General features: G+C 39.8%; 16 protein-coding genes and 1 riboswitch. Of the genes, 7 read left to right on the forward strand and 9 right to left on the reverse strand.

All coding sequences use genetic code 11. From position 1 onward, the window contains the following. Positions 1 to 32: 32 nt before the first annotated feature. The 3 genes from H4J41_RS00975 to H4J41_RS00985 all read right to left on the reverse strand — a co-directional run bounded on the left by H4J41_RS00975 (position 33) and on the right by H4J41_RS00985 (position 3,922). The gene (locus H4J41_RS00975; RefSeq protein ID WP_182135455.1) at positions 33 to 524 is read right to left on the reverse strand and encodes a hypothetical protein; all 492 of its coding nucleotides are present in this window, start codon (positions 522 to 524) and stop codon (positions 33 to 35) included. Between the two features lie 500 nt (positions 525 to 1,024). Next, positions 1,025 to 2,443 (reverse strand): aldehyde dehydrogenase family protein, encoded by a 1,419-nt coding sequence (locus H4J41_RS00980; RefSeq protein ID WP_182135453.1) that lies wholly within the window; start codon positions 2,441 to 2,443, stop codon positions 1,025 to 1,027. Between the two features lie 297 nt (positions 2,444 to 2,740). After that, positions 2,741 to 3,922: an acyl-CoA dehydrogenase gene (locus H4J41_RS00985; protein WP_182135451.1), complete on the reverse strand. Its 1,182-nt coding sequence runs from the start codon at positions 3,920 to 3,922 to the stop codon at positions 2,741 to 2,743. A gap of 130 nt (positions 3,923 to 4,052) precedes the next feature. Here H4J41_RS00985 and H4J41_RS00990 point away from each other — a divergent pair, with 130 nt between their 5' ends. Together H4J41_RS00990 and H4J41_RS00995 are read left to right on the forward strand one after the other, a co-directional pair. After that, the gene (locus tag H4J41_RS00990; RefSeq protein WP_182135449.1) at positions 4,053 to 4,934 is read left to right on the forward strand and encodes a LysR family transcriptional regulator; all 882 of its coding nucleotides are present in this window, start codon (positions 4,053 to 4,055) and stop codon (positions 4,932 to 4,934) included. A 475-nt stretch (positions 4,935 to 5,409) separates the two neighbouring features. Then, complete coding sequence (locus H4J41_RS00995; RefSeq protein WP_182135447.1) at positions 5,410 to 5,622, forward strand: hypothetical protein; 213 nt, start codon at positions 5,410 to 5,412, stop codon at positions 5,620 to 5,622. A 280-nt stretch (positions 5,623 to 5,902) separates the two neighbouring features. Here the strand turns inward: H4J41_RS00995 and H4J41_RS01000 are convergent, their stop codons facing one another. Both H4J41_RS01000 and H4J41_RS01005 read right to left on the reverse strand, forming a co-directional pair. Beyond that, positions 5,903 to 6,421 (reverse strand): DUF2141 domain-containing protein, encoded by a 519-nt coding sequence (locus H4J41_RS01000; RefSeq protein ID WP_259364430.1) that lies wholly within the window; start codon positions 6,419 to 6,421, stop codon positions 5,903 to 5,905. Positions 6,422 to 6,814: 393 nt separating this feature from the next. Further along, on the reverse strand, positions 6,815 to 7,222 hold the full coding sequence (locus H4J41_RS01005) for a hypothetical protein (RefSeq protein ID WP_182135443.1): 408 nt from the start codon (positions 7,220 to 7,222) through the stop codon (positions 6,815 to 6,817). Positions 7,223 to 7,680: 458 nt separating this feature from the next. Here H4J41_RS01005 and H4J41_RS01010 point away from each other — a divergent pair, with 458 nt between their 5' ends. Beyond that, positions 7,681 to 8,163, forward strand: a complete 483-nt coding sequence (locus H4J41_RS01010) for a protein disulfide oxidoreductase (RefSeq protein WP_182135441.1) — start codon at positions 7,681 to 7,683, stop codon at positions 8,161 to 8,163. A gap of 368 nt (positions 8,164 to 8,531) precedes the next feature. Here the strand turns inward: H4J41_RS01010 and H4J41_RS01015 are convergent, their stop codons facing one another. Then, positions 8,532 to 8,849, reverse strand: a complete 318-nt coding sequence (locus H4J41_RS01015) for a VF530 family DNA-binding protein (protein ID WP_182135439.1) — start codon at positions 8,847 to 8,849, stop codon at positions 8,532 to 8,534. Between the two features lie 308 nt (positions 8,850 to 9,157). Continuing rightward, positions 9,158 to 9,243: riboswitch (cyclic di-GMP riboswitch) on the forward strand. Between the two features lie 64 nt (positions 9,244 to 9,307). Between H4J41_RS01015 and H4J41_RS01020 the strand changes: the two genes are divergently transcribed. Continuing rightward, the gene (locus tag H4J41_RS01020; protein ID WP_182135437.1) at positions 9,308 to 10,687 is read left to right on the forward strand and encodes a hypothetical protein; all 1,380 of its coding nucleotides are present in this window, start codon (positions 9,308 to 9,310) and stop codon (positions 10,685 to 10,687) included. 218 nt (positions 10,688 to 10,905) lie between these two features. On the opposite strand, the gene H4J41_RS01025 is transcribed toward H4J41_RS01020, so the two are convergent. Both H4J41_RS01025 and H4J41_RS01030 read right to left on the reverse strand, forming a co-directional pair. Continuing rightward, complete coding sequence (locus tag H4J41_RS01025; RefSeq protein WP_182135435.1) at positions 10,906 to 12,039, reverse strand: hypothetical protein; 1,134 nt, start codon at positions 12,037 to 12,039, stop codon at positions 10,906 to 10,908. Positions 12,040 to 12,709: 670 nt separating this feature from the next. Continuing rightward, positions 12,710 to 13,900: an MFS transporter gene (locus tag H4J41_RS01030; RefSeq protein WP_182135550.1), complete on the reverse strand. Its 1,191-nt coding sequence runs from the start codon at positions 13,898 to 13,900 to the stop codon at positions 12,710 to 12,712. 159 nt (positions 13,901 to 14,059) lie between these two features. Between H4J41_RS01030 and H4J41_RS01035 the strand changes: the two genes are divergently transcribed. Then, complete coding sequence (locus tag H4J41_RS01035; RefSeq protein ID WP_182135433.1) at positions 14,060 to 14,944, forward strand: LysR family transcriptional regulator; 885 nt, start codon at positions 14,060 to 14,062, stop codon at positions 14,942 to 14,944. Positions 14,945 to 15,338: 394 nt separating this feature from the next. On the opposite strand, the gene H4J41_RS01040 is transcribed toward H4J41_RS01035, so the two are convergent. After that, positions 15,339 to 16,256: a LysR substrate-binding domain-containing protein gene (locus H4J41_RS01040; RefSeq protein ID WP_182135549.1), complete on the reverse strand. Its 918-nt coding sequence runs from the start codon at positions 16,254 to 16,256 to the stop codon at positions 15,339 to 15,341. Positions 16,257 to 16,377: 121 nt separating this feature from the next. On the opposite strand from H4J41_RS01040, the gene H4J41_RS01045 reads away from it, so the two are divergent. Continuing rightward, positions 16,378 to 17,631, forward strand: a complete 1,254-nt coding sequence (locus H4J41_RS01045; RefSeq protein ID WP_182135431.1) for a D-amino acid dehydrogenase — start codon at positions 16,378 to 16,380, stop codon at positions 17,629 to 17,631. 364 nt (positions 17,632 to 17,995) lie between these two features. Next, complete coding sequence (gene purT, locus H4J41_RS01050; RefSeq protein WP_220460830.1) at positions 17,996 to 19,186, forward strand: formate-dependent phosphoribosylglycinamide formyltransferase; 1,191 nt, start codon at positions 17,996 to 17,998, stop codon at positions 19,184 to 19,186. Positions 19,187 to 19,758: the final 572 nt, after the last annotated feature.

Consider the following 19,758-nt stretch of genomic DNA (forward strand, 5'->3'; position numbering starts at 1 on the left):
TTAAGTAGGCCATAAAACCTAGCTTGTTTTAGTTAGTGAATCACTGCTGCATGTTGTTTTAATAAACCTTTTAGTGAGGTAAAGTTCTCTAGGCAGTTCTCACAGATTGGATGCTTTTTAGCGAACATTAAAATAGGTGATAAGGTTAGCCTAAGGCCATTAAAAGCGGTAACTTTTGCATCTTCTTCTGCGCTTTTTGAGTTAGCTATACTGAGTAAATATTCATGTGGAACTGTTAGGAATTTCAATGATAATTCCAAATGGTTGGTTGACTCGTACAAGGCTGATAAATTATGACAAGCGCAAATCCAGGCCATCAGTGTTTCGGTGCACATAGGATGATTATGATAAGATAACGCCAATAAATTATAGGCTTCACTATAAAACAACTCTGCTTGGCTCCACTGTTGTTGATGAAAGGACTCATTGCCCAGTTGTAATAATGATTGCCACTGTTTATCTTCCATTTGCGAATCCTTTATATTTTTGATATCTGTAACAACGCGTTGTTTACTTATCTCCACGACAGCTCCTTTAATTCAGTCATTAATCTCTCATCTTTTATTGTCATTCTTGCGAACAACCCACAACACAAATGATAATCATTATCATTTGTGTTGTCAAATGAAGTGATCAAACTTTTTAATAGTATTTTTCACCATCGACTTATTAAGTGCGTTTAAATACACATAAGTACAGATCAATACGCTTAGATGCTATTAAAAAACATAGATGAAAGCAGAAAGTTTTGTCAATAACTCAGCATTAAAACGACTTACAATATTGCGTATTAAGCCTTTGTATATGATTAATTATTTTTGATGATGAGGTAACTAAAAATGCGTAGATTTAGCTGAAAGGTACAGGAATAAAACCGTTAATTTATCTCAAAAAGTAGTTTACTGGTAATAAAAAAAGCAGGGTTTTATAAGTATTAAAAATATAAAACCCTGCTTGTTATTGTACCAACACGCATAATATTTAGTGAATAATGTGCAAGTTTTCGATGTTGATATTCAATGAATTAGCTACTGATTGATTTAGTTTCCAGAAAATCATCAAAACCAAACTCGCCCCACTCTCGGCCATTACCCGACTGTTTAAAACCGCCAAAGGGTGAATTAAAACCATGCGCAGCGCCATTGATACAAATCATACCTGCGCGTAATTTTCTGGCGACTTTGTGTGCTCGCTCAGGACTTGCTGATTGAATAAAGGCGGCTAATCCATAAGGAGTATCATTGGCGATACTAATCGCGTCGGCTTCATCTTCATAAGGGATCATCACCAATACTGGACCAAAAATTTCTTCTTGCGCAATAGTCATATCATTAGTGACGTCGCTAAAAATAGTTGCTTGGGTAAAGTAACCGCTTGCAAAACCTTCAGGCTTGCCTACCCCGCCAGCAACCAATGTTGCTCCTTCATCAATACCCGCTTGGATCATGGCTTGCACTTTTTCAAACTGAACGGCACTTACTAATGGGCCGATATGATTACCCGGCTCAGCAGGGTTACCCACCTTTATTTTTGCTGCAACCGCTTTTGCTACCCTAACCGCTTGTTGATATTTACTTACCGGTACCAACATACGTGTGGGTGCGTTACAAGATTGACCAGTATTACTCATGCAATGAAATACACCATGGGTTACCGCTTTATCGATATTAGCATCATCTAAAATAATGTTCGGTGATTTACCCCCTAGCTCTTGTACTACACGCTTAACGGTATTCGCTGCCGATTTTGCAATGGCAATGCCCGCACGAGTTGAGCCGGTAAATGACACCATATCGATATCTTTATGAGCAGAAATGGCTGAGCCAACCCCCACGCCGTCACCATTAACCATGTTATACACACCTGCGGGATAACCAGCATCATGTATCATTTGTGAAAACAATTGCGCTGATAAAGGCGCAATTTCACTTGGCTTAAGGATCATGGTACAACCTGTGGCTAGTGCCGGTGCTACTTTACAAACGATTTGGTTAATCGGCCAATTCCAAGGCGTGATAAAACCACAAACCCCAATAGGCTCTTTTATAATTTGAGCATTGCCAACAATACGTGAAAATTCAAAAGCTTTTAGTGTGGCTAATGCTGATTCAATATGAGCTTTACCCGCATAAGCTTGTGCCTTGGTAGAGAAGTCGATAGGCGCGCCCATCTCCAATGAAATAGCATGAGCCATGGCGTCATAGTTATCCATGTACTGGGTTAATAGCGCTTCTAATAACGAAATACGTTCTTCTACGCTGCTGTAACCAAAAGTCGCAAAAGCATTTTTCGCAGCGCTAACGGCTACATCAACATCTTGGCTTGAGCCTAAAGAAATGGTTGCAATTTCTTGTTCAGTTGCCGGATTAAGTACAGCATAGTCTTGTTTTACTAATGGCTTAACCCACTGACCATTAATATAAAATTGACGGTAATCTTTCATCTAAATCTCCAAATTAATTGTGACTGCCTATTTATAGCCCGCTTATGTTTATGTTTATAAATAAAAATGCTATCAACAGCAAGCGCATGGGTCAGTATTAATTGTCATAAAATTAATAAGGGCATGCCAACTCTCATTGACATGCCCTTAACTTATGCTGTGGCCGTTGTTATCTAGCTGATATGCTTATAACAATCTCACTCATTATCTGATCATTTTTACTGGTTAAAATAACCCACTACTGCGTTATTTATTTAATAATTAGCACAGCTATTTTTGTTATTTATGCGCTAATCGTTAACAAAAAGCCTGAAGGCCTGTAATGGCACGACCTAAAATTAGCGCATGAACATCATGTGTACCTTCGTAAGTATTAACTGCTTCTAGGTTCATCATATGACGAATTACACCATATTCATCACTAATACCATTGCCACCGTGCATATCACGAGCAACACGAGCAATATCAAGTGATTTACCACAGTTATTACGTTTCATTAATGAGATTAATTCAACCGGACATTGATCCGCATCCATTAAACGGCCCATTTGTAAGCAGCCCTGTAAACCAAGCGATATCTCAGTTTGCATATCAGCAAGTTTCTTTTGAATTAACTGATTAGCCGATAGAGGACGACCAAATTGTTCGCGATCTGCGGTGTAGTTTCTCGCTGAATTAAAGCAAAACTCTGCCGCTCCTAATGAGCCCCAAGCAATACCATAACGCGCTTTATTTAAACAACCAAAAGGCCCAGCTAACCCTGTAATTTCAGGGAACATATTTTCAGCAGACACAAACACGTTATCCATAACAATTTCGCCAGTTATTGAAGCACGTAAAGAAAATTTACCTTCAATTTTTGGCGCAGATAAACCATCCATACCTTTTTCAAGGACAAAGCCACGAATTTTACCCTCAAGTTTTGCCCAAACAACAAAAACATCAGCGATAGGTGAATTCGTGATCCACATTTTGTTACCCGTTACGCAGTAACCACCATCGACTTTCTTAGCGTGAGTGGTCATAGAGGCTGGATCGCTGCCTGAATTAGGCTCAGTCAAACCAAAACAGCCAACCCATTCACCTGAAGCAAGTTTAGGCAAATACTTCATACGTTGTTCTTCACTGCCATAAGCATAGATCGGGTGCATAACCAATGACGATTGCACGCTCATCGCGCTGCGGTAACCACTATCAACGCGCTCTACTTCACGAGCAATTAAACCATAGCTAACATAATTGACTTCACTGCCACCATATTGAGCGGGTAGAGTAGCACCCAATAAGCCTAACTGACCTAACTCACGCATTATTTCGCGATCAAAGTGTTCATGTCTATTGGCTTCAAGCACACGTGGTTGAAGTTTTTCTTGGCAATAGTCATGGGCAGAATCGCGAATCATACGCTCTTCTTCAGTGAGTTGACTATCAAGAAACATCGGATCTTGCCAGTTAAAAGCAGTTAATTTTTGGCTCATAGGATTACCCTGTATGTACTGTTTTGCAGTAATAGTTTGATTTATGATTGTACTCTATCCTTAAAGCATAAATAAATATAATATATAGTTATTATATTTTTCATAACTTTTACTTATAGCACTTACTCATATGAATTTGAAACGTCTTGAATATTTTTGTCAATTAGCCGTACTGGGCAACTTTACGCGGGCAGCACATAAAATAGGCATTGCTCAACCCGCATTAACTATTGCCATTCAAAAGCTAGAACAAGAAGTTGGGCTAAAGTTAATTAACCGTGCGGAAAAAAACGCTTTATTAACTGCTGAAGGTGAAGTGCTGTATAAACTGTCAACCCAACTATTAAGCCAAGTAAAACAAGTTGAATTAGAATTAGAAGAGTTAAAAAATCTCGAACGGGGCACCATTCGTTTTGGCGTTTCAGCCATGATGGGCTCTTACTACTTCCCAAAAATATTGACCGCATTTAAACAAAAACATCCAAAAATAAAAATACACTTGGTTGACCAAGGTACCGCAGCGCTGGAGAAAATGTTATTGAACGGCGAACTTGATTTAGCCTTAGTACGTGGTGATTTAGAAAATTCACAACTGCGTTACACTGAGCTTATTAATGAGGAAGTTGTTGCCGGCATGGCAAAGTCGCACCCACTAGCTGCTGAGCGAACCCTATCACTGGCACAGTTTTGCCAACAGCCACTGGTATTATTTCATGAAGGATATTTCTTACGTGAAGTGGTTAGTCAGTATGCAAAAAAACATCACTTAGCATTAGATGTTCGCATGGAAACTAATCTGATTGAGCTGCAAAAGTCATTAGTTCGCAATGGCGTTGGTATTACCACTTGTCTAGCGCGTATTTTACAAAACGAGCCGCAGATGACCTCCATACCCTTTGAGCCAAAAATTGAATTTAAATTGAGTTTAGCGTGGAAAAAAAATCATTCTGTTTCTCAAGCCAGTAAGGCTTTTATGACTTATTTAAGCTCAATGGTTGAGCCTTTGGATTAAGCCTAACGGTTTTATATCACTTATTTCATCTTAAAAGCAGTCGTAAGTACTGAGGCTAAGCGTACTTTAGCCACTTGTTATAACAGGGTTACAAAAGTGACACGCCGTTGATTAATTTTACGAAGGCAAGAATACTTAACTTAACTTAACTTAACGACATCTTGCTGTCACTTAACAGCATAAAACACTGATATTGCTGTTCATTGATAGTAATGAAGTTTTATCTTGATCACACGTGTAGACACAATGCTTTGATTGTTTTTTAAAGGGTCTGACTTCTTTTCCTTTTGCCCTTTTTCTCAAAGATATAAAAAACCAAACACCTGAATAAAGTCAGTGGCTAAAAAATGATTAATAACAAGGCTAAAAATAGCCAAACCCTGTAGAAACTTGCATTCCGAAAGTCATCCCCCTATGGTGGGTACTAAAAGCAAGCTAATGCTTTAATTAACCAACTACAAAGGGAGTGCGACGAATGGAAAACAACAACCAAAGCATGAATAACTTTGCCGCCATAAGAACCACCATAGCCAATAACGAAGAACAACGGCTCAAAGAATTACTAGCGGGCCAAGTAATGCAAAAACTTGAAAAAAGCTACCTCATCGACCTAGCCAAAATAGGAAATAATCACGCGATTTTGAAGATCCTAGAAGACATTCCTGTGGAAAATCAAGAACAGCAATAAGCTGTGTTTCAACTTTATAAAAGTTTTGAAAAATAGTATGAATTTGATTAGCCACAATTTGATTCGAATTTTCAAGCTTTGTTATCATACTGCGACCTGCCTCAAAACTTACATTGCTATCTAACGCCTAAGTTCAGGGGCATTTGAGTCGAAGCCTGTTTTTACGACAGCCAAAATGGGTGGCAGGTAAAATGTACGCTTCAACGATTTGTTAGGTACAGTAAACTCTCAATGGTCCTGCCTGATTGAAACAATGCCTAGGTATTCATGGAAAGGTCGCTCAATAAGTCAATCTAATCGTTAGATCAAGGTTTTGCCCATCGTACGAAAAGCTGGCGGTTTCAAACGATGGCGCGCTCATCAAGGCTTTTGCACCGCTTGAAAAACCGTAGCCTTCCGTCGGGACCCCTAGCAAGTTAGTGCCAAGCTTACCGTCCATATTTTTATCATGAATGACAACCAACGCATACCTTCCCGGCGGGATATCTAAAAAGTTGCAACGCGCCTGCGTATCTCGAATTTTCATCATCATTATATTGGTTGCGGAGTGCAAAAATTCAGTTGGAAAACCTGCTGAAGATTCGAAAAGCGCACAAGCTACAACCCCAGTGCTATTTTTAATATTCGGAATTTTCACTTGAATTCCAGAGCACGTTGATTGAGCAAAGACCATAGCGGGAAGATGCGCAAACACCAGCACGATCCAGCATACTAAACACCGAATCCCTTTACAGAAGCGCCTCACCGGACGCCTGACAGTGGAGGCAAACGCAGACTTCCTATTAATTAATTCACTCATTAGTTCCCTCATAGCTTTTATTCCCCTAACCTGGTTGGATCCGCCATTAGACGCCTAACGTCTTGATAACCCGCGACGGGTAGCCAGCAATGAAGCTGATCACTGACGGAACCTTGGCAAAACCAATGAACTTCGATTTGCCTCAGTGGCCATGGTCAGCGTTTATTAAATTGCTCAGCGATTTTTGCTGTTTGAGTCCAATATTGTCCATTTGGCCTCAAAATCGACAATGCGGCCTAGGAATATCAAGTACTACATGATACGTCAACCAGCATTGCATTGAAATATTAGTTACCCAACGTGGCCATATCCCAGACTTGATAACGTTTCCCCTGGATTAATTTTTTAGGTTGATAAAAAATATTGATGCCGATAACTAGGTCTTTTCTTGTATCATTGTACTATTTTTATATCATTTGTTTTCACACAAGTATTGTTGAAGTCGTCAAACTTATCGCATCTGGTTCGCACAAACGACTTCTGCCCTGAGTCGAAAGAACACTTAGTCTGATAATGACAGCTGCTGTTGAACTTTTCCCAGTACTGACATTCTTCAACGCATTGGAGATTTTTGTATGTATAAGTCTTTTTTTCAAACAGGCACTTTTTATTAAAATCGTCCCAGTACTGACAGTCTTTGAGAGCCTGCGGTACATCCTCAGTTAAGGTTAGGCCGCAGGTGACGGTGAGGTTTCCCTGGCGAAATGTTTCTCCCGTTTCAAGACTTACCTCTTTTGCGCAGACACTAACGGCTAAAAACGTCACCGCTCCAATGAAAGCCATTAAAAAAATTTTATTCATGATCTGATTCCTTATTAACTTAATTTTCTATAATCTAACAACACAACTGCAAAGACTGTAAGGTTTTGTTTCATATATCAAGGTTTCAAGTCGTTTTTATTTTTTAGCACTAACTGTGTAAAACTAACATCCCACTTAAAGAATTCAAATTGAATCATTTAGGATTTCCTTACTACTGAACTGAGTTGTCACAAATAAAAGGATCATTCAATGACAGCTGTAGCGGCGAAGCAGACTATTTATTATGATGGTTTTGTACCTAAATTAGGTCAATTTTGTGGCGTAAGTGACCGTTAAAGCAAATTTTCCAAGTAATTGCCATTTGGCCTTAAGAATTATTTATTGCTAACGACTTTTCAGTTCGCATTGAAAACATTAGAATAGTTAGTCTTAATGGAAACTATTCTCAACGAAAAGTGAAAATAATTAAAAAAATAGTCTTGTAGGAGAGGCAATAAATGAAGTCGTGGTTAAAACAAATCTCTTTTATTGTCATCGTTTTTCTCATCACGAGTTTTGCTGTAGATACGTGGCGAACTTGGGGGATTGATCGACAATCACTGCCCGATCTACAAGGAAAGACAATCTATAATAAAACCATTAATTTAAAGGAGCTAAGTTTTGAACAACCCATCTTAGTGTACTTTTGGGGGACTTGGTGTCCAGTTTGTTCCTTTGTTAGCCCTTCTATAGATACTATGTCACAGCATTACCCTGTTTACAGTATTGCCATGCAATCTGGTGATAATAAGACACTACAAACATACATGGAAATAGAAAGTTATCAATTTAATGTCATTAACGACGATAATAATCGCATAGCTAACTCGTTAGGTGTTCAAGTTACGCCATTAGTGATGGTGATTGACCAAGGTGAACTCGTTCACTTCACAACAGGTTATGTGAGTTTATTTGGTTTATGGTGGCGCATTGCTTTTTAAAGATCTCAGGGCGTTAAGCGGAAGGTAGCAGCTATAATCTAGGGATAACGTAGCGATAAATTTTCTAATGCTTTGTTTTTTATGCGAGATAGGATATATACTTTTATCCTAATCTGATAATTTGTCAGTCATAAACGTTAAACGCTAAGGGAAATATCGATGGTCATAAATCAAAGACCTGATCCCGCAGGTTTATTGGCGATGGCAGACAATCCCTGATATTTCGGGACTGTCGCAAAAACAACATACTGAATAGGACCTCTTTAGTAGCGCTGACAAAATAAAGGTAGATTATCTCGTTACTGCTTTGCTTATTAGCGCTGTAAACAGTGATAGTCGAATCCTTTAAATCACATCTATTAATTGTCCTATGTTGGCCAAACAAAGGGAGCGGGCTTGGTGGAAGTCGTTTCTGATACGGCTGTTTTCTGAGAGAGTATCCCCCTGATTACTTTCCCCGTTGCTTTATGCTTACTACAAAATGTTTTTAGGTATAAAATTTCAACTCTACTGCGTGCCCAAGGGGTTGTACGAAGAAATTTTAAACTTGATTTAAGACGTGGTTTATTAGTGAAACAACGAATATTAAGTAATTCACCCATCTTATCCCAACCAACTTCCTTCTCCAGTTCGGTTAGAATCTGTTCAAGTTTAATGCCGTGTAGAGGCTCATTACTGTTATTCATAGACCACCTAAAATCAAAAATAGCATTGTAACAAGTTTCCTAAATATTGACAGACTTATGCGTTTAACTCAGGTAAAGCTATACGAAATGCCTATCTATGGTTTATTTTGACGGCATTTATTGCTTCGTTGTCATTTTACTGGCTACTAACATATCAACATGATCAATCATCCGCTCAACCTCGTTTGTGAAGTTGAACCAGAAATAATAATCTATTTCATAATTTTTATTTCTATAATCGCTAGAGCTACTACTTTTAATGACGAGTATAAATTACCTTGATTTTATCTTACCTTACAGTAGACTCGTGAAATAACTGGCAACTATTAATGAAAATTAATAGGCGCAAAGCTACCAGCCTAAGTGCATTGCATAAGGTCGTGGGGTTGCAATTTATATGGATATTTTTACAACCTTTACTGTGATTTATTAATTACATCATTTATTAGAGGTTGTGGATGTTTTTCTCAAACAAGTATTTTATTCAATTCGTTGTTATTTTTCTCCTAAGCGCCTGTGGCGGAGGTGATAGTAGCGATACCGTCTCAAATCCACCACCAGTAACAACGCCTCCTGTAGCCACGTCACCTGTAACGGCTTCATGCGTCAATCCTCATTCTGCTGACTACCCTGAATTATATAAGGGTAAATTTGAAACCCCCTCCCCCAGAGGTAAACTTTCTAGCCATATAGTGAGAGGTATTAGTTTTAAAGACTACTCCCCTAGTTGGATTTATGATGGCCTATCCCAGTCTCAACGGGATAATTGTTCCAGAGATGAATATGTAAAATTAATGTATCTTGAAGCATTACAAGCAATGAATGCTTCTGGTGCACAAAGGGTTTGGGTTTACAATTATGGTCAGTGGAACGATAGCCAAGAACCATGGGTAGTCGCCGAAGCTAATTATCATACGCCTAAAAAATATATAGAATATATTGTCGAGCAAGCACGTTTGCTCAACATCGATATTTATTTTTCTTGGCAGTTTACTCAAAACAATGTCGATGGCGATATTATTGTTGAGCAAGGTGAGAAACTCACGTTGGACAAGCTTAAAATCATATTAGATGCCCATCAAAACAATATGATTATTCAGGCAAAACATGCCCAAAAAATAGCTATAAAAGGTATTTCTGCTGACTGGAATGCGATGTGGCTCACCTTGCATACCGACGAATTAAAAGAATATTATATTGAGCGATTTGCCGAAATTATCGATGATATCAGAGCCAATTTTGACGGTGAGATTACTTGGGGTCAAATAGGCACTGTAATTAATGATCAACGAATATTTTCCAGAGTAGATAGTATTTTAATCAATGCGTTACAGTGCTGCGGAAATCAATTTAACGCCGAAGAAGATGCCAAGCTAACAACGGAACTGATCAAGCAGAAAACCTTTGAGTCACTGACCAATCAGCATATGCAAATATATTGTGGTGATATTAACCAACCATGCTGGCACGGTACGTCAAATATAGAATTACCAGTAACACTTATTATTCAAGTACAAAGTCGTGAAGACTTTTTTCTCAATGGCTGGAAAGAAGATGGTTTCTGTACCCCAGGAAGTTTAGAAGACGGGACTGAAGTCAGTTGTATTCAAAAAAGTTTTGTCACTGACTTTTCTGTGCAATCAGTGGGTATAGAAGGCATTATGCAAGCGATTGAAGAGCAAGATACCTTTATGATTAACAGCGTCGATATTCATACCGGCTATTGGCTTTCACCCACGTTAACTCCCAATTTTGAAGGTTTCCCTAACACCTCTCAATCTATCCGCGGTAAACCGGCAGAGGATATTGTTAAGTATTGGTATACCGGACAAGAATAATTCACCTTATGTTAACGTAATGGCCGGTAAATTTACCGCTCATTACTTTTAAATCCACCATGTGCTAAAAGTAGATAAAAATCGACTGTTGATTATTCTTAGTTATTTTATCAGCGTAAATAAAACGAATTATCCATCATGCGCTTAACCTCACCTTTAACACTTAGCCATTAATAGTGGTTGAATTGCCATTTTTATAAATATTATTTAAGCAGCGACTAAAAAACAAACGGAGAAACATACTCATCGTAAATATAAACTGCAATTTCTAGTCCGCCAAATATGATAGCGATATCACGTACCAAAACGAGTGTTTTATTTTCTTTTTTTGCATTAATCTCTTCGTCCAATGGCATTGGAAATAGTTCGTCAAGATGATCAAAATCCACATATTTACCTTCCGCATTAATAGCCAGTAGCGCTTCTTGTTTTTTTAAGGTCAGGTCATTGTTTGCGTCTTTAATCCAGCTGTTAATGATATTTGAAGGCATAGTCATTGCGAAATAAGTAATGATGAAGAAAAATATCTTTTGAATTGCTCGCCATGCTTCAGGCCACCAGCCCTGTGAAACGTCATATGATAAGGTGGATACCACCCCTGCTAACGCCATGAAGTAAATGGCGGTCCAAGGTACGTAAATGACATATTTTAATCGAGTGAAATACTTTATAGCATCTTCATGAACCCAATATTGCTCACGTATTTTTTCAGCCGTCTTAGCTAAAAGAGCCTCTTTTTGATGCTGCTCAGCAAGTGCATGACATGCTTCTGCATTTAATTTGATATAGTCCGCGCATCCTCTGCCATATGCTGCTTTCATATCTGCATCTTGAAATGGCGGATAAATCATAGAAATAACGTCTCCAGCATCGTTAAAGACAAAGTGTACTTTTGGGTAGGCGGTAAAGAAGAAAACAAATTCTTTGCTTTCATGTCGGATACTGAAACTATCATGACAGTTCCCATCCGCACCGGCATTATAGGCCATATCAAGCATATATTGGCTTGTTGCGCCGATAATCCCTACGTCTTTCAACCTAGCTAAAAAGCCTTGAATGATAAGGTCGCGTATTCGAGAATCATAGCCATAATCTGGCTTGCAGCTATATGTCAGGCTACCATCTTCATTCAGGACATAGCGGTATGTAGCGACCTCAAAATCTATATTGTAGCCCCAGCCATATGCGTACCTGAATTGCGCATTCAACCTAGATTGATTTTGTCGGTCTTCCTGATCCAAAAGGCTGCGGCGACAACTATGGCAGTACTTCCAAAGCATGCCAGAGTTGTCGCTATAATAATTATAAAAATATGAATCAGAACAACGTTCACAGGTACGCATATCAGACATTTAGTAAACTCCACATTTTTCATCGTGTTGATAGGTGAAGAAAAAACACCCGAATCAAGTCCAATGTAAATAGTGCTTTTGGTGGGCGTGGGCAGGATTTTGTATAGATAAAATAAAACATTATTTTTCATAAAATCAAATAACATCATGCCTCATATTTTCCATCTTGACATCTATTTTATGTTTTTAAGGGAGTGAAACCTGGCTTTTTTCGTCTGTTATTTAACCGCCCTCACGTAATTAATAATTCAAAAAAAGCACTTTCTGCTGTTGTTAAAACCAGCGCTGAATATTGTTTATGATGATGAACGGCTTTTATTCAAACAGACTTATCTGAGGAGGCGATCTACTTTGTGGGGGCTATATGAGGCCAATAATTCAAGGCTAATAATTCAACGACTTCGACATTTTTTGCCTTCAGGTGACTGAGTATCTTTTGGATCACCAATGGATGTTCATTAGACACATCTCTGTGTCTACCCCTTAGGGTGGCACTCGCTATGCATATTGCTTTACGAATTCAAGACTTAATCCACGGTTTGCACCGGTAATAAAAACAGTTGCCATTACTATCTATCTATCCATTAAAGTATAAAAAATGCGAAAAAAAAGAAGCGGTATTTTTATAAATATCGCTTCTAATGATGATGTGGTTAGACTCTATTAAGAATTAAGCGGTTCGCGTCATCAATGCCTTCTTCTGCGCTTTCTTGTCTAATGCGCCGCTAAAGCGTGTTAACACTAGCGCAAATAACACCACAATCGCGCCAATCCAAGGTGTGTTCATTAGTCCTGCTTGTTCGACGATTAAACCGCCTCCCCAAGCACCCAGTGCAATACCCACGTTAAATGCGGCAATGTTAAGGCCAGATGCAACATCAACTGCATCAGGTGTATGTTTTTCAGCCAGTTTTACGACGTAAACTTGCAGGCCAGGGACATTACCGAAGGCAAATGCGCCCCAAACTAAAATAGTGGCTACCGCTGCAATAGGATTCACCGCAGTGAAGTTGAACACCAGTAGCACAGTAGCAAGGCCTGTAAAAATAATGCTTAGCGCTTTAATTGGCCCCATTTTATCCGCCATTTTTCCGCCCCAGATATTACCTACAGCAACCGATACTCCATAGACCAACATAATCAGACCGATAGCGCTTGAATCAAAACCAGAAATCTGTTCCAGAATAGGTGCTAAGTAGGTAAAGGCAATGAAGGATCCGCCGTAACCAATCGCTGTGATTGCGTATACCAAGAGTAAACGAGGCTCCGATAGTACTTTCAATTGCGCGGAAATTTTAGTCGCTGCTGCCTGCTTTAAGTTATTTGGCACTAACAGCGCGCTGCCGATAAGTGCAATTAAACCGAGTAGTGCCACCGCTAAAAAGGTTGCCTGCCAGCCGAACGTTTGGCCAATATAGGTCCCCAGCGGAACGCCCGTCACCAGTGCGACGGTTAAGCCCGTAAACATGATGGCAATCGCACTCGCCGCCTTGTCTTTTGAGACTAAACCTGTCGCAATAGTCGTGCCTATTGAAAAGAACACACCATGCGCCAAACCCGTTAATATACGAGCGGCAATCAGTGTTTCATATCCGGGAGCTTGCCACGCCAGTAAGTTACCCGCGACAAAAAGCGCCATTACACAAAGCAATACATGCTTGCGGTTCCAGTTCCCTGTCAGCGCGGTTAAAACAGGTGCACCAATGGCAACACCCACTGCGTACAGGCTAACCAACAGCCCCGCGGAAGGCAGTGATACACTTAAATCCTGTGCCATGGTGGGGATTAACCCTACAATGACAAATTCGGTCGTTCCGATGGCAAAGGCGCTGAGCGCCAATGCGAGTAATGCTAACGGCATTATTTTTCTCTCTTTTTCTGCTTTAATATTGGAACACAATATGTGTTTTCGTTTGATGTGCGCATTATTGTTGATTTTTAAGTCGTGAAAAACCGTGTTATTAACAAATTACTTTTGTTAATATTGCAAAAATAAACTTTGAGATTGAAGAGAAAAAACGTGCTGACTCGTTCCGATGATTTAGAAATCCTACTTACGGTAATCGACAGTGGCGGCTTTTCTTCTGCAGCTGATAGCTTAGATATTCAGGTCGCTAGAGTGTCCCGCGCGGTGAGCAAAGTTGAAAAACAGCTAGGTGTCACCATTTTAAACCGCACTACAAGGCGGATCGAGCTGACTGATGAAGGGCGGCAGTTTGTTGAGTCTGTCCGTGTGGGACTGTTACATATTCGTCAGGCCGAAGAGCAGCTTATTTCTCGTGGAGAATTACCTGCAGGCAGGTTGCGCATTGATGCGGCAAGCCCTTTTGTATTTCATCAACTTGTTCCACTTATCCAATCGTTTAAAAAAGCGTTCCCTGACATTCAACTCGAGCTCACCTCTAATGAAGGTTTTGTGGATTTATTGGAGAAAAGAACCGATCTAGCGATTCGCATCGGTAAATTAAACGATTCCACTTTACACGCCCGCCCGTTAGGAAAAAGTCTGCTGTATATGGTGGCTTCCCCTGAGTATCTCGCTAAAAGAGGTGTGCCAAAAAAAGTCAGCGACTTATCTTGCCATGACCTGATTGGTTTTACGGGTTCAAAAGTATTAAACCGCTGGCCATTAGCCGGGATTGACTATATTGAACCGAATTTGACCGCCAGCAGCGGTGAAACCGTGCGTCAACTAACACTTGCTGGAAATGGCGTTGCCTGCTTATCCGGCTTTATGATCAATGAAGATATTGCAGCAGGTAGACTTATTGCTGTTTTAGAGCAAGGAAAACTCACCAATACGGATCGCGAGCAGATCAATGCCGTTTTTTATAAGTCTTCTTCGGTTGCTAGACGAATCTCGGCTTTCATTGACTTCATCCAACCCAGGCTCACTCTAAACTAATGTTATAATTATATTTTTTTAAAAATAGCCTTACACTTATCGCACTATCTTCTAGCCAGAACACACATACAATAGTAGTTTTAACGTCATCTAATATGACCGTAAATTTACCTACGATGGGCATGTATTACTATGAAAAGTAAAAATATATCCGCGTGGTCGTATAAAACTTCCGCGCATTCACTTCTCGGGTCAGCATCAGTCTCTGTGGTGCGGCAATACTTACACCACCCGCTTCGGACACCGCTAACATCATTTGATTGATTCATTGCTGGCATTCATCGGCCAGTATATTATCAAGCTAAACCGCTCTTTGTCTTAACACCGTATGACCTAGTTGAGCAATGGAAGAGCTATTATTTTTGGCTACCGTTTTAGTTAACCTGAACTTTGGTTAGTTAATAAAATTTTGTTTTTCATCTAATAACCATTGCTTAAAGCAGTTAATGGCTGAAGAAGAATGGTGTTGGATCAGGTAATAACCCGCATTTGCTTCTATGGGATTAAATGGCGAAACCAGTTTTCCTTGTTTAAAATCTTCTTCAACTAAGGCATATCGAGCCATGGCTATCCCTAATCCTGCTTCGGCTGCCGCCATAGCCATATCAGTTCGATTAAAATAATGTCCCTGATGACTGTCTGCTATAATGCCCATGTGCTTGAACCAATATTGCCACTCGGTATTTTTGCTTGCGCCATGCCATGGCTGAGCATCATGTAATAGGGTGACCGACTGCCAAATAGTTTGTTGGTTTTCTACAGAGGTATCTTGCCATTTAAAGGCTTTAAAATATCCAGGACTCATCACAGGAAGCAATTGTTCAGATAAAAATAAGTCACTTTTTTGCTGAAAATTAGCCGATTGGCTGTAATCAATGGCTAAGTCAAAGTTATTGCTTTGATGGTCAACTAGCGCACCTTCAGCAAATGTTTGAATGCTAATATTGGGATAACGATTGTAGAATCTCTCAAGGCGAGGCACTAACCATTTGTATGCAAAAGAAGGCGTTAATTTTAATCTTACCTCGCCATCGAAATTTTCTTCTTGATGTAACGCTGCAATTACCTCGCTTATATCTCCAAGACTGCTTTTTACTACTTTATATAATTGTTGGCCCGCTTGAGTTAATCGAACGCCTCGCGAGTGCCTTTCAAACAAGATTATTGAAAGTTGTTCTTCTAGTAAGTTTATCTGCTGACTTATCGCACCTGTTGTAATGTTTAAATAAATGGCAGCCTGAGTAAAACTGCCTAATTCGGCCGCTACCTCAAACGTCACTAAACCCGATGCTATGTTACCTTTTAATTTCATCAACACTCATAGCCTTTAGAATTACTAAACACAGAGATTAATTAATATCGATTGTAGAAGATAGGTATTTTTCACATAGTAGTTAACTATTTTATGATTTAACAACATTTAAGTGATGAGTATGAAAGTTATCGTTTTAGGCGCTGGCGTAGTCGGGCTAACCTCTGCATGGTATTTGGCTCAAGCAGGGCATCAGGTAACGGTTGTTGATCGCCAGAGCCGAAGTGCTGAAGAAACCAGTTTCGCTAATGCAGGCCAGTTATCTTATGGTTATTCATCTCCTTGGGCTGCCCCGGGTATTCCGCTAAAAACGTTGAAATGGTTAACCCAAAAACATTCGCCACTTATTGTAAAGCCAAGTGCTTCACCGATGTTTTATCTTTGGATGATGAATATGCTAAAAAATTGTAATGAGAGTCACTACCAGATTAATAAAAATCGTATGTTGCGCGTGGCGAATTACAGTCGAGCATGCTTGTCAGATTTAGCTAAAAATCATGACATAAAATATCAAGGTCGTCAGCGGGGAACGCTACAAGTTTTTCGTCACCATGCACAAGTTGAGGCGGTGCAAAAAGATATGAAGTTATTAGCCGAGAGTGATGTACGATTTAATCTATTAAATGTTGATGAGTGTGTTAAAGCTGAGCCAGGCCTTGCTTTGGTTAAAGATAAGCTTGTTGCTGGCCTGCACTTACCCGATGATGAAACGGGCGATTGTTACCAATTTTGTCAGCAACTTACTGACATGGCTAAAATGGCGGGTGTTGAATTTAAATTCAATGTTCAGGTAAATAAATTACACTTTGATAATGCTAATATTACGGGGGTAGATACCTCTATTGGTGAGCTTAAAGCTGATGCTTATGTTGTCGCACTTGGTTGTTATTCGGTGCACTTATTGAAGCCAGTAGGTATTAATTTGCCCGTTTGCCCTGTAAAGGGCTACTCACTCACTATTCCAATGACGAATGAAAAATTTTCGCCTGTTTCGACCGTGATGGATGAAACTTACAAGGTTGCTATAACACGTTTTGATAATCGAATTCGGGTGGCTGGTACGGCAGAATTAAACGGCTTTAATTTAGATCTACCTGAAAAAAGAAAAGCCACTATCGCTATGGTGGTTCAGGACTTATTTCCTAAAGCAGGTAACTTAGCCGAGGCAGAGTTTTGGACGGGGCTACGTCCTATGACGCCAGATGGCACGCCTATTATAGGTAAAACTAAGCTAGCTAATTTATATACCAATACGGGGCACGGTACCTTGGGTTGGACTATGGCTTGTGGCTCGGCAAAACTATTAGCCGATATAGTCTCGGGCAATGAGCCAGATATTGACGCAAGTGGATTAGATTCATTTAGGTATGTGTAAAGTAATAGCAAGGCCAATAGCCGGCGATTTCTAGTCTATTACTCAAGGGTTTTCACATAATTCAGAATTCAAAACAATCGTTTTCTGCTGTTGTTAAAAAAAACTCTAAATATTACTTATGATGATGCGGTGCTTGAGGCTTTTGATGGCGAACAAAGTCTTTAATAAAAAAAATAGTCACAACTGGGCATGTGGTGGCAGATAAATCTCCCCCCCCCCCTCTGCCTTACCTGGAAATTAAATACCTTTAATATTTTTCTTACAAATATCAGAGGTTTTTTTATCCGATATCCTCAAAACATAAAAAATTCTGTTAATATCTTTGGCCATATCATCCCTTCAAATTTTCAGTGAGTCGAATAATATGAGTGTTTCAATTTTTGGCAGTGCAAAAGCGAATAGTGCGACAAAAGCCCTTCTTTTAGGATCTGGAGAGCTGGGTAAAGAAGTTGCGATTGAATTGCAACGCTTCGGTATTGAAGTGATTGCGGCAGATAGTTATAAAAATGCACCGGCAATGCAAGTCGCGCATTCGTCCCATGTGGTCAGTATGCTCGATGGTGAAAAATTAGCAGAAATTATTCGCGCCGAAAAGCCTGATTTTATTATCCCAGAAGTAGAAGCAATCGCCACAGATACCTTACTTGCCTTAGAAGCAGAAGGTTTTAATGTGGTACCCACAGCCCGTGCGGCAAAACTCACCATGGACAGAGAAGGTATTCGCCGCCTCGCAGCTGAAACATTAGGTATAAAAACGTCACCCTATATATTCGCAGACAGCAAAGAAGAATATTTATCCGCGGTCGACAAAATAGGTAAACCTTGTGTGGTAAAACCTGTCATGAGCAGCTCTGGTAAAGGCCAAAGTGTTGTAAAAAGCGATGCTGATGTAGACAACGCATGGACCTATTCTCAAGTTGGCGGTCGTAGTGGTGAAGGTCGCATTATTATTGAGGGTTTTGTGCCCTTTGATTATGAAATAACGCTATTAACAGTGAGTGCCGTTGACGGTATTCATTACTGCGCCCCTATCGGTCACCGTCAAGAAGACGGCGATTACCGTGAATCTTGGCAACCACAAGCAATGTCAGCGCTAGCGCTGCAGCAAGCACAGGATATCGCCAAAAAAGTTGTCACTGAACTGGGCGGATATGGTTTATTCGGCATGGAGTTTTTTGTCAAAGGCGATCAGGTTTATTTTAGCGAAGTATCCCCTCGCCCGCATGATACCGGATTAGTGACCTTGGTGTCACAGGATGCTTCAGAATTTGCCTTGCATGTTCGCGCCATTTTAGGTTTTCCTATTGGTCGTATTATTCAATATGGACCAAGCGCATCGAGTGTTATTTTAGGTAATGGCGTATCTGATGATATTAAGTTTGCCAACCTGGGTAAAGCACTCGGCAGCGTTGCCGGTGCGCAAATTCGATTATTTGCCAAACCGGATATTAATGGTCATCGGCGTTTAGGTGTCGCAATTGCACGTGGTGAAACAGTTGAAGAAGCCATTGATAATGCCAAGACTGTCTCGAATAACGTTAATATTATTTATTAAATAACACCGCTTAAATTTTTCTTCAGTATAAAGGGTAACTTCGGTTACCTTTTTTATGCCTGCCAGCTCACAAAACACATCCATCGCTTAAGTAAAGTACAGATAGTTATGTGTTACCTAACTACATGCAAGCTAAAAATAGCATCAACTCAGTAGATAATGAATCACAACAATTAAGCCGCAAAAACCAGCTCAATGTCAGTTATCATTTAGCGAACTATCATGGATTGTTCGCCTATATGAATAATGTTCAGAACCGACGCTGGATATTATTTATCGCCCCCTCCCGGCAAGCCTAATTTTAGTTTTTTACAACGCTCAGGTATTCACCAAAGTCCCGTATTGACACTCGATGCCCATAAAGTAAAAATATTCACAATCGCTGCTTAAAAACACACTGCAAAATAGCAACTATTCAACCGCTATAACCTAAGCGTCAATTTCAGGGATATTGCCAGGTAAGTAGAACAAACTGCTTTGTTTACTGTAAACAATAAGATCAACTTTCTAAAATTTATTATGCCCAAACTAGATGCGGATTAAGCGTTCCCCAAAATGCAAGAGCAGGACGT

Source organism: Colwellia sp. MB3u-45 (assembly GCF_014077005.1).
Classification (GTDB): Bacteria; Pseudomonadota; Gammaproteobacteria; order Enterobacterales; family Alteromonadaceae; genus Cognaticolwellia.

Coding starts and splice junctions, on each gene's coding strand:
- H4J41_RS01025 (WP_182135435.1), bottom strand. CDS start 12,039: ATGTCTGATATGCGTACCTGTGAACGTTGTTCTGATTCATATTTTTAT.
- H4J41_RS01040 (WP_182135549.1), bottom strand. CDS start 16,256: ATGAAATTAAAAGGTAACATAGCATCGGGTTTAGTGACGTTTGAGGTA.
- H4J41_RS01045 (WP_182135431.1), top strand. CDS start 16,378: ATGAAAGTTATCGTTTTAGGCGCTGGCGTAGTCGGGCTAACCTCTGCA.
- purT (WP_220460830.1), top strand. CDS start 17,996: ATGAGTGTTTCAATTTTTGGCAGTGCAAAAGCGAATAGTGCGACAAAA.
- H4J41_RS01005 (WP_182135443.1), bottom strand. CDS start 7,222: ATGAATAAAATTTTTTTAATGGCTTTCATTGGAGCGGTGACGTTTTTA.
- H4J41_RS00985 (WP_182135451.1), bottom strand. CDS start 3,922: ATGAGCCAAAAATTAACTGCTTTTAACTGGCAAGATCCGATGTTTCTT.
- H4J41_RS01015 (WP_182135439.1), bottom strand. CDS start 8,849: ATGAATAACAGTAATGAGCCTCTACACGGCATTAAACTTGAACAGATT.
- H4J41_RS01000 (WP_259364430.1), bottom strand. CDS start 6,421: ATGAGTGAATTAATTAATAGGAAGTCTGCGTTTGCCTCCACTGTCAGG.
- H4J41_RS00990 (WP_182135449.1), top strand. CDS start 4,053: ATGAATTTGAAACGTCTTGAATATTTTTGTCAATTAGCCGTACTGGGC.
- H4J41_RS00980 (WP_182135453.1), bottom strand. CDS start 2,443: ATGAAAGATTACCGTCAATTTTATATTAATGGTCAGTGGGTTAAGCCA.
- H4J41_RS01020 (WP_182135437.1), top strand. CDS start 9,308: ATGTTTTTCTCAAACAAGTATTTTATTCAATTCGTTGTTATTTTTCTC.
- H4J41_RS01010 (WP_182135441.1), top strand. CDS start 7,681: ATGAAGTCGTGGTTAAAACAAATCTCTTTTATTGTCATCGTTTTTCTC.
- H4J41_RS00995 (WP_182135447.1), top strand. CDS start 5,410: ATGGAAAACAACAACCAAAGCATGAATAACTTTGCCGCCATAAGAACC.
- H4J41_RS01030 (WP_182135550.1), bottom strand. CDS start 13,900: ATGCCGTTAGCATTACTCGCATTGGCGCTCAGCGCCTTTGCCATCGGA.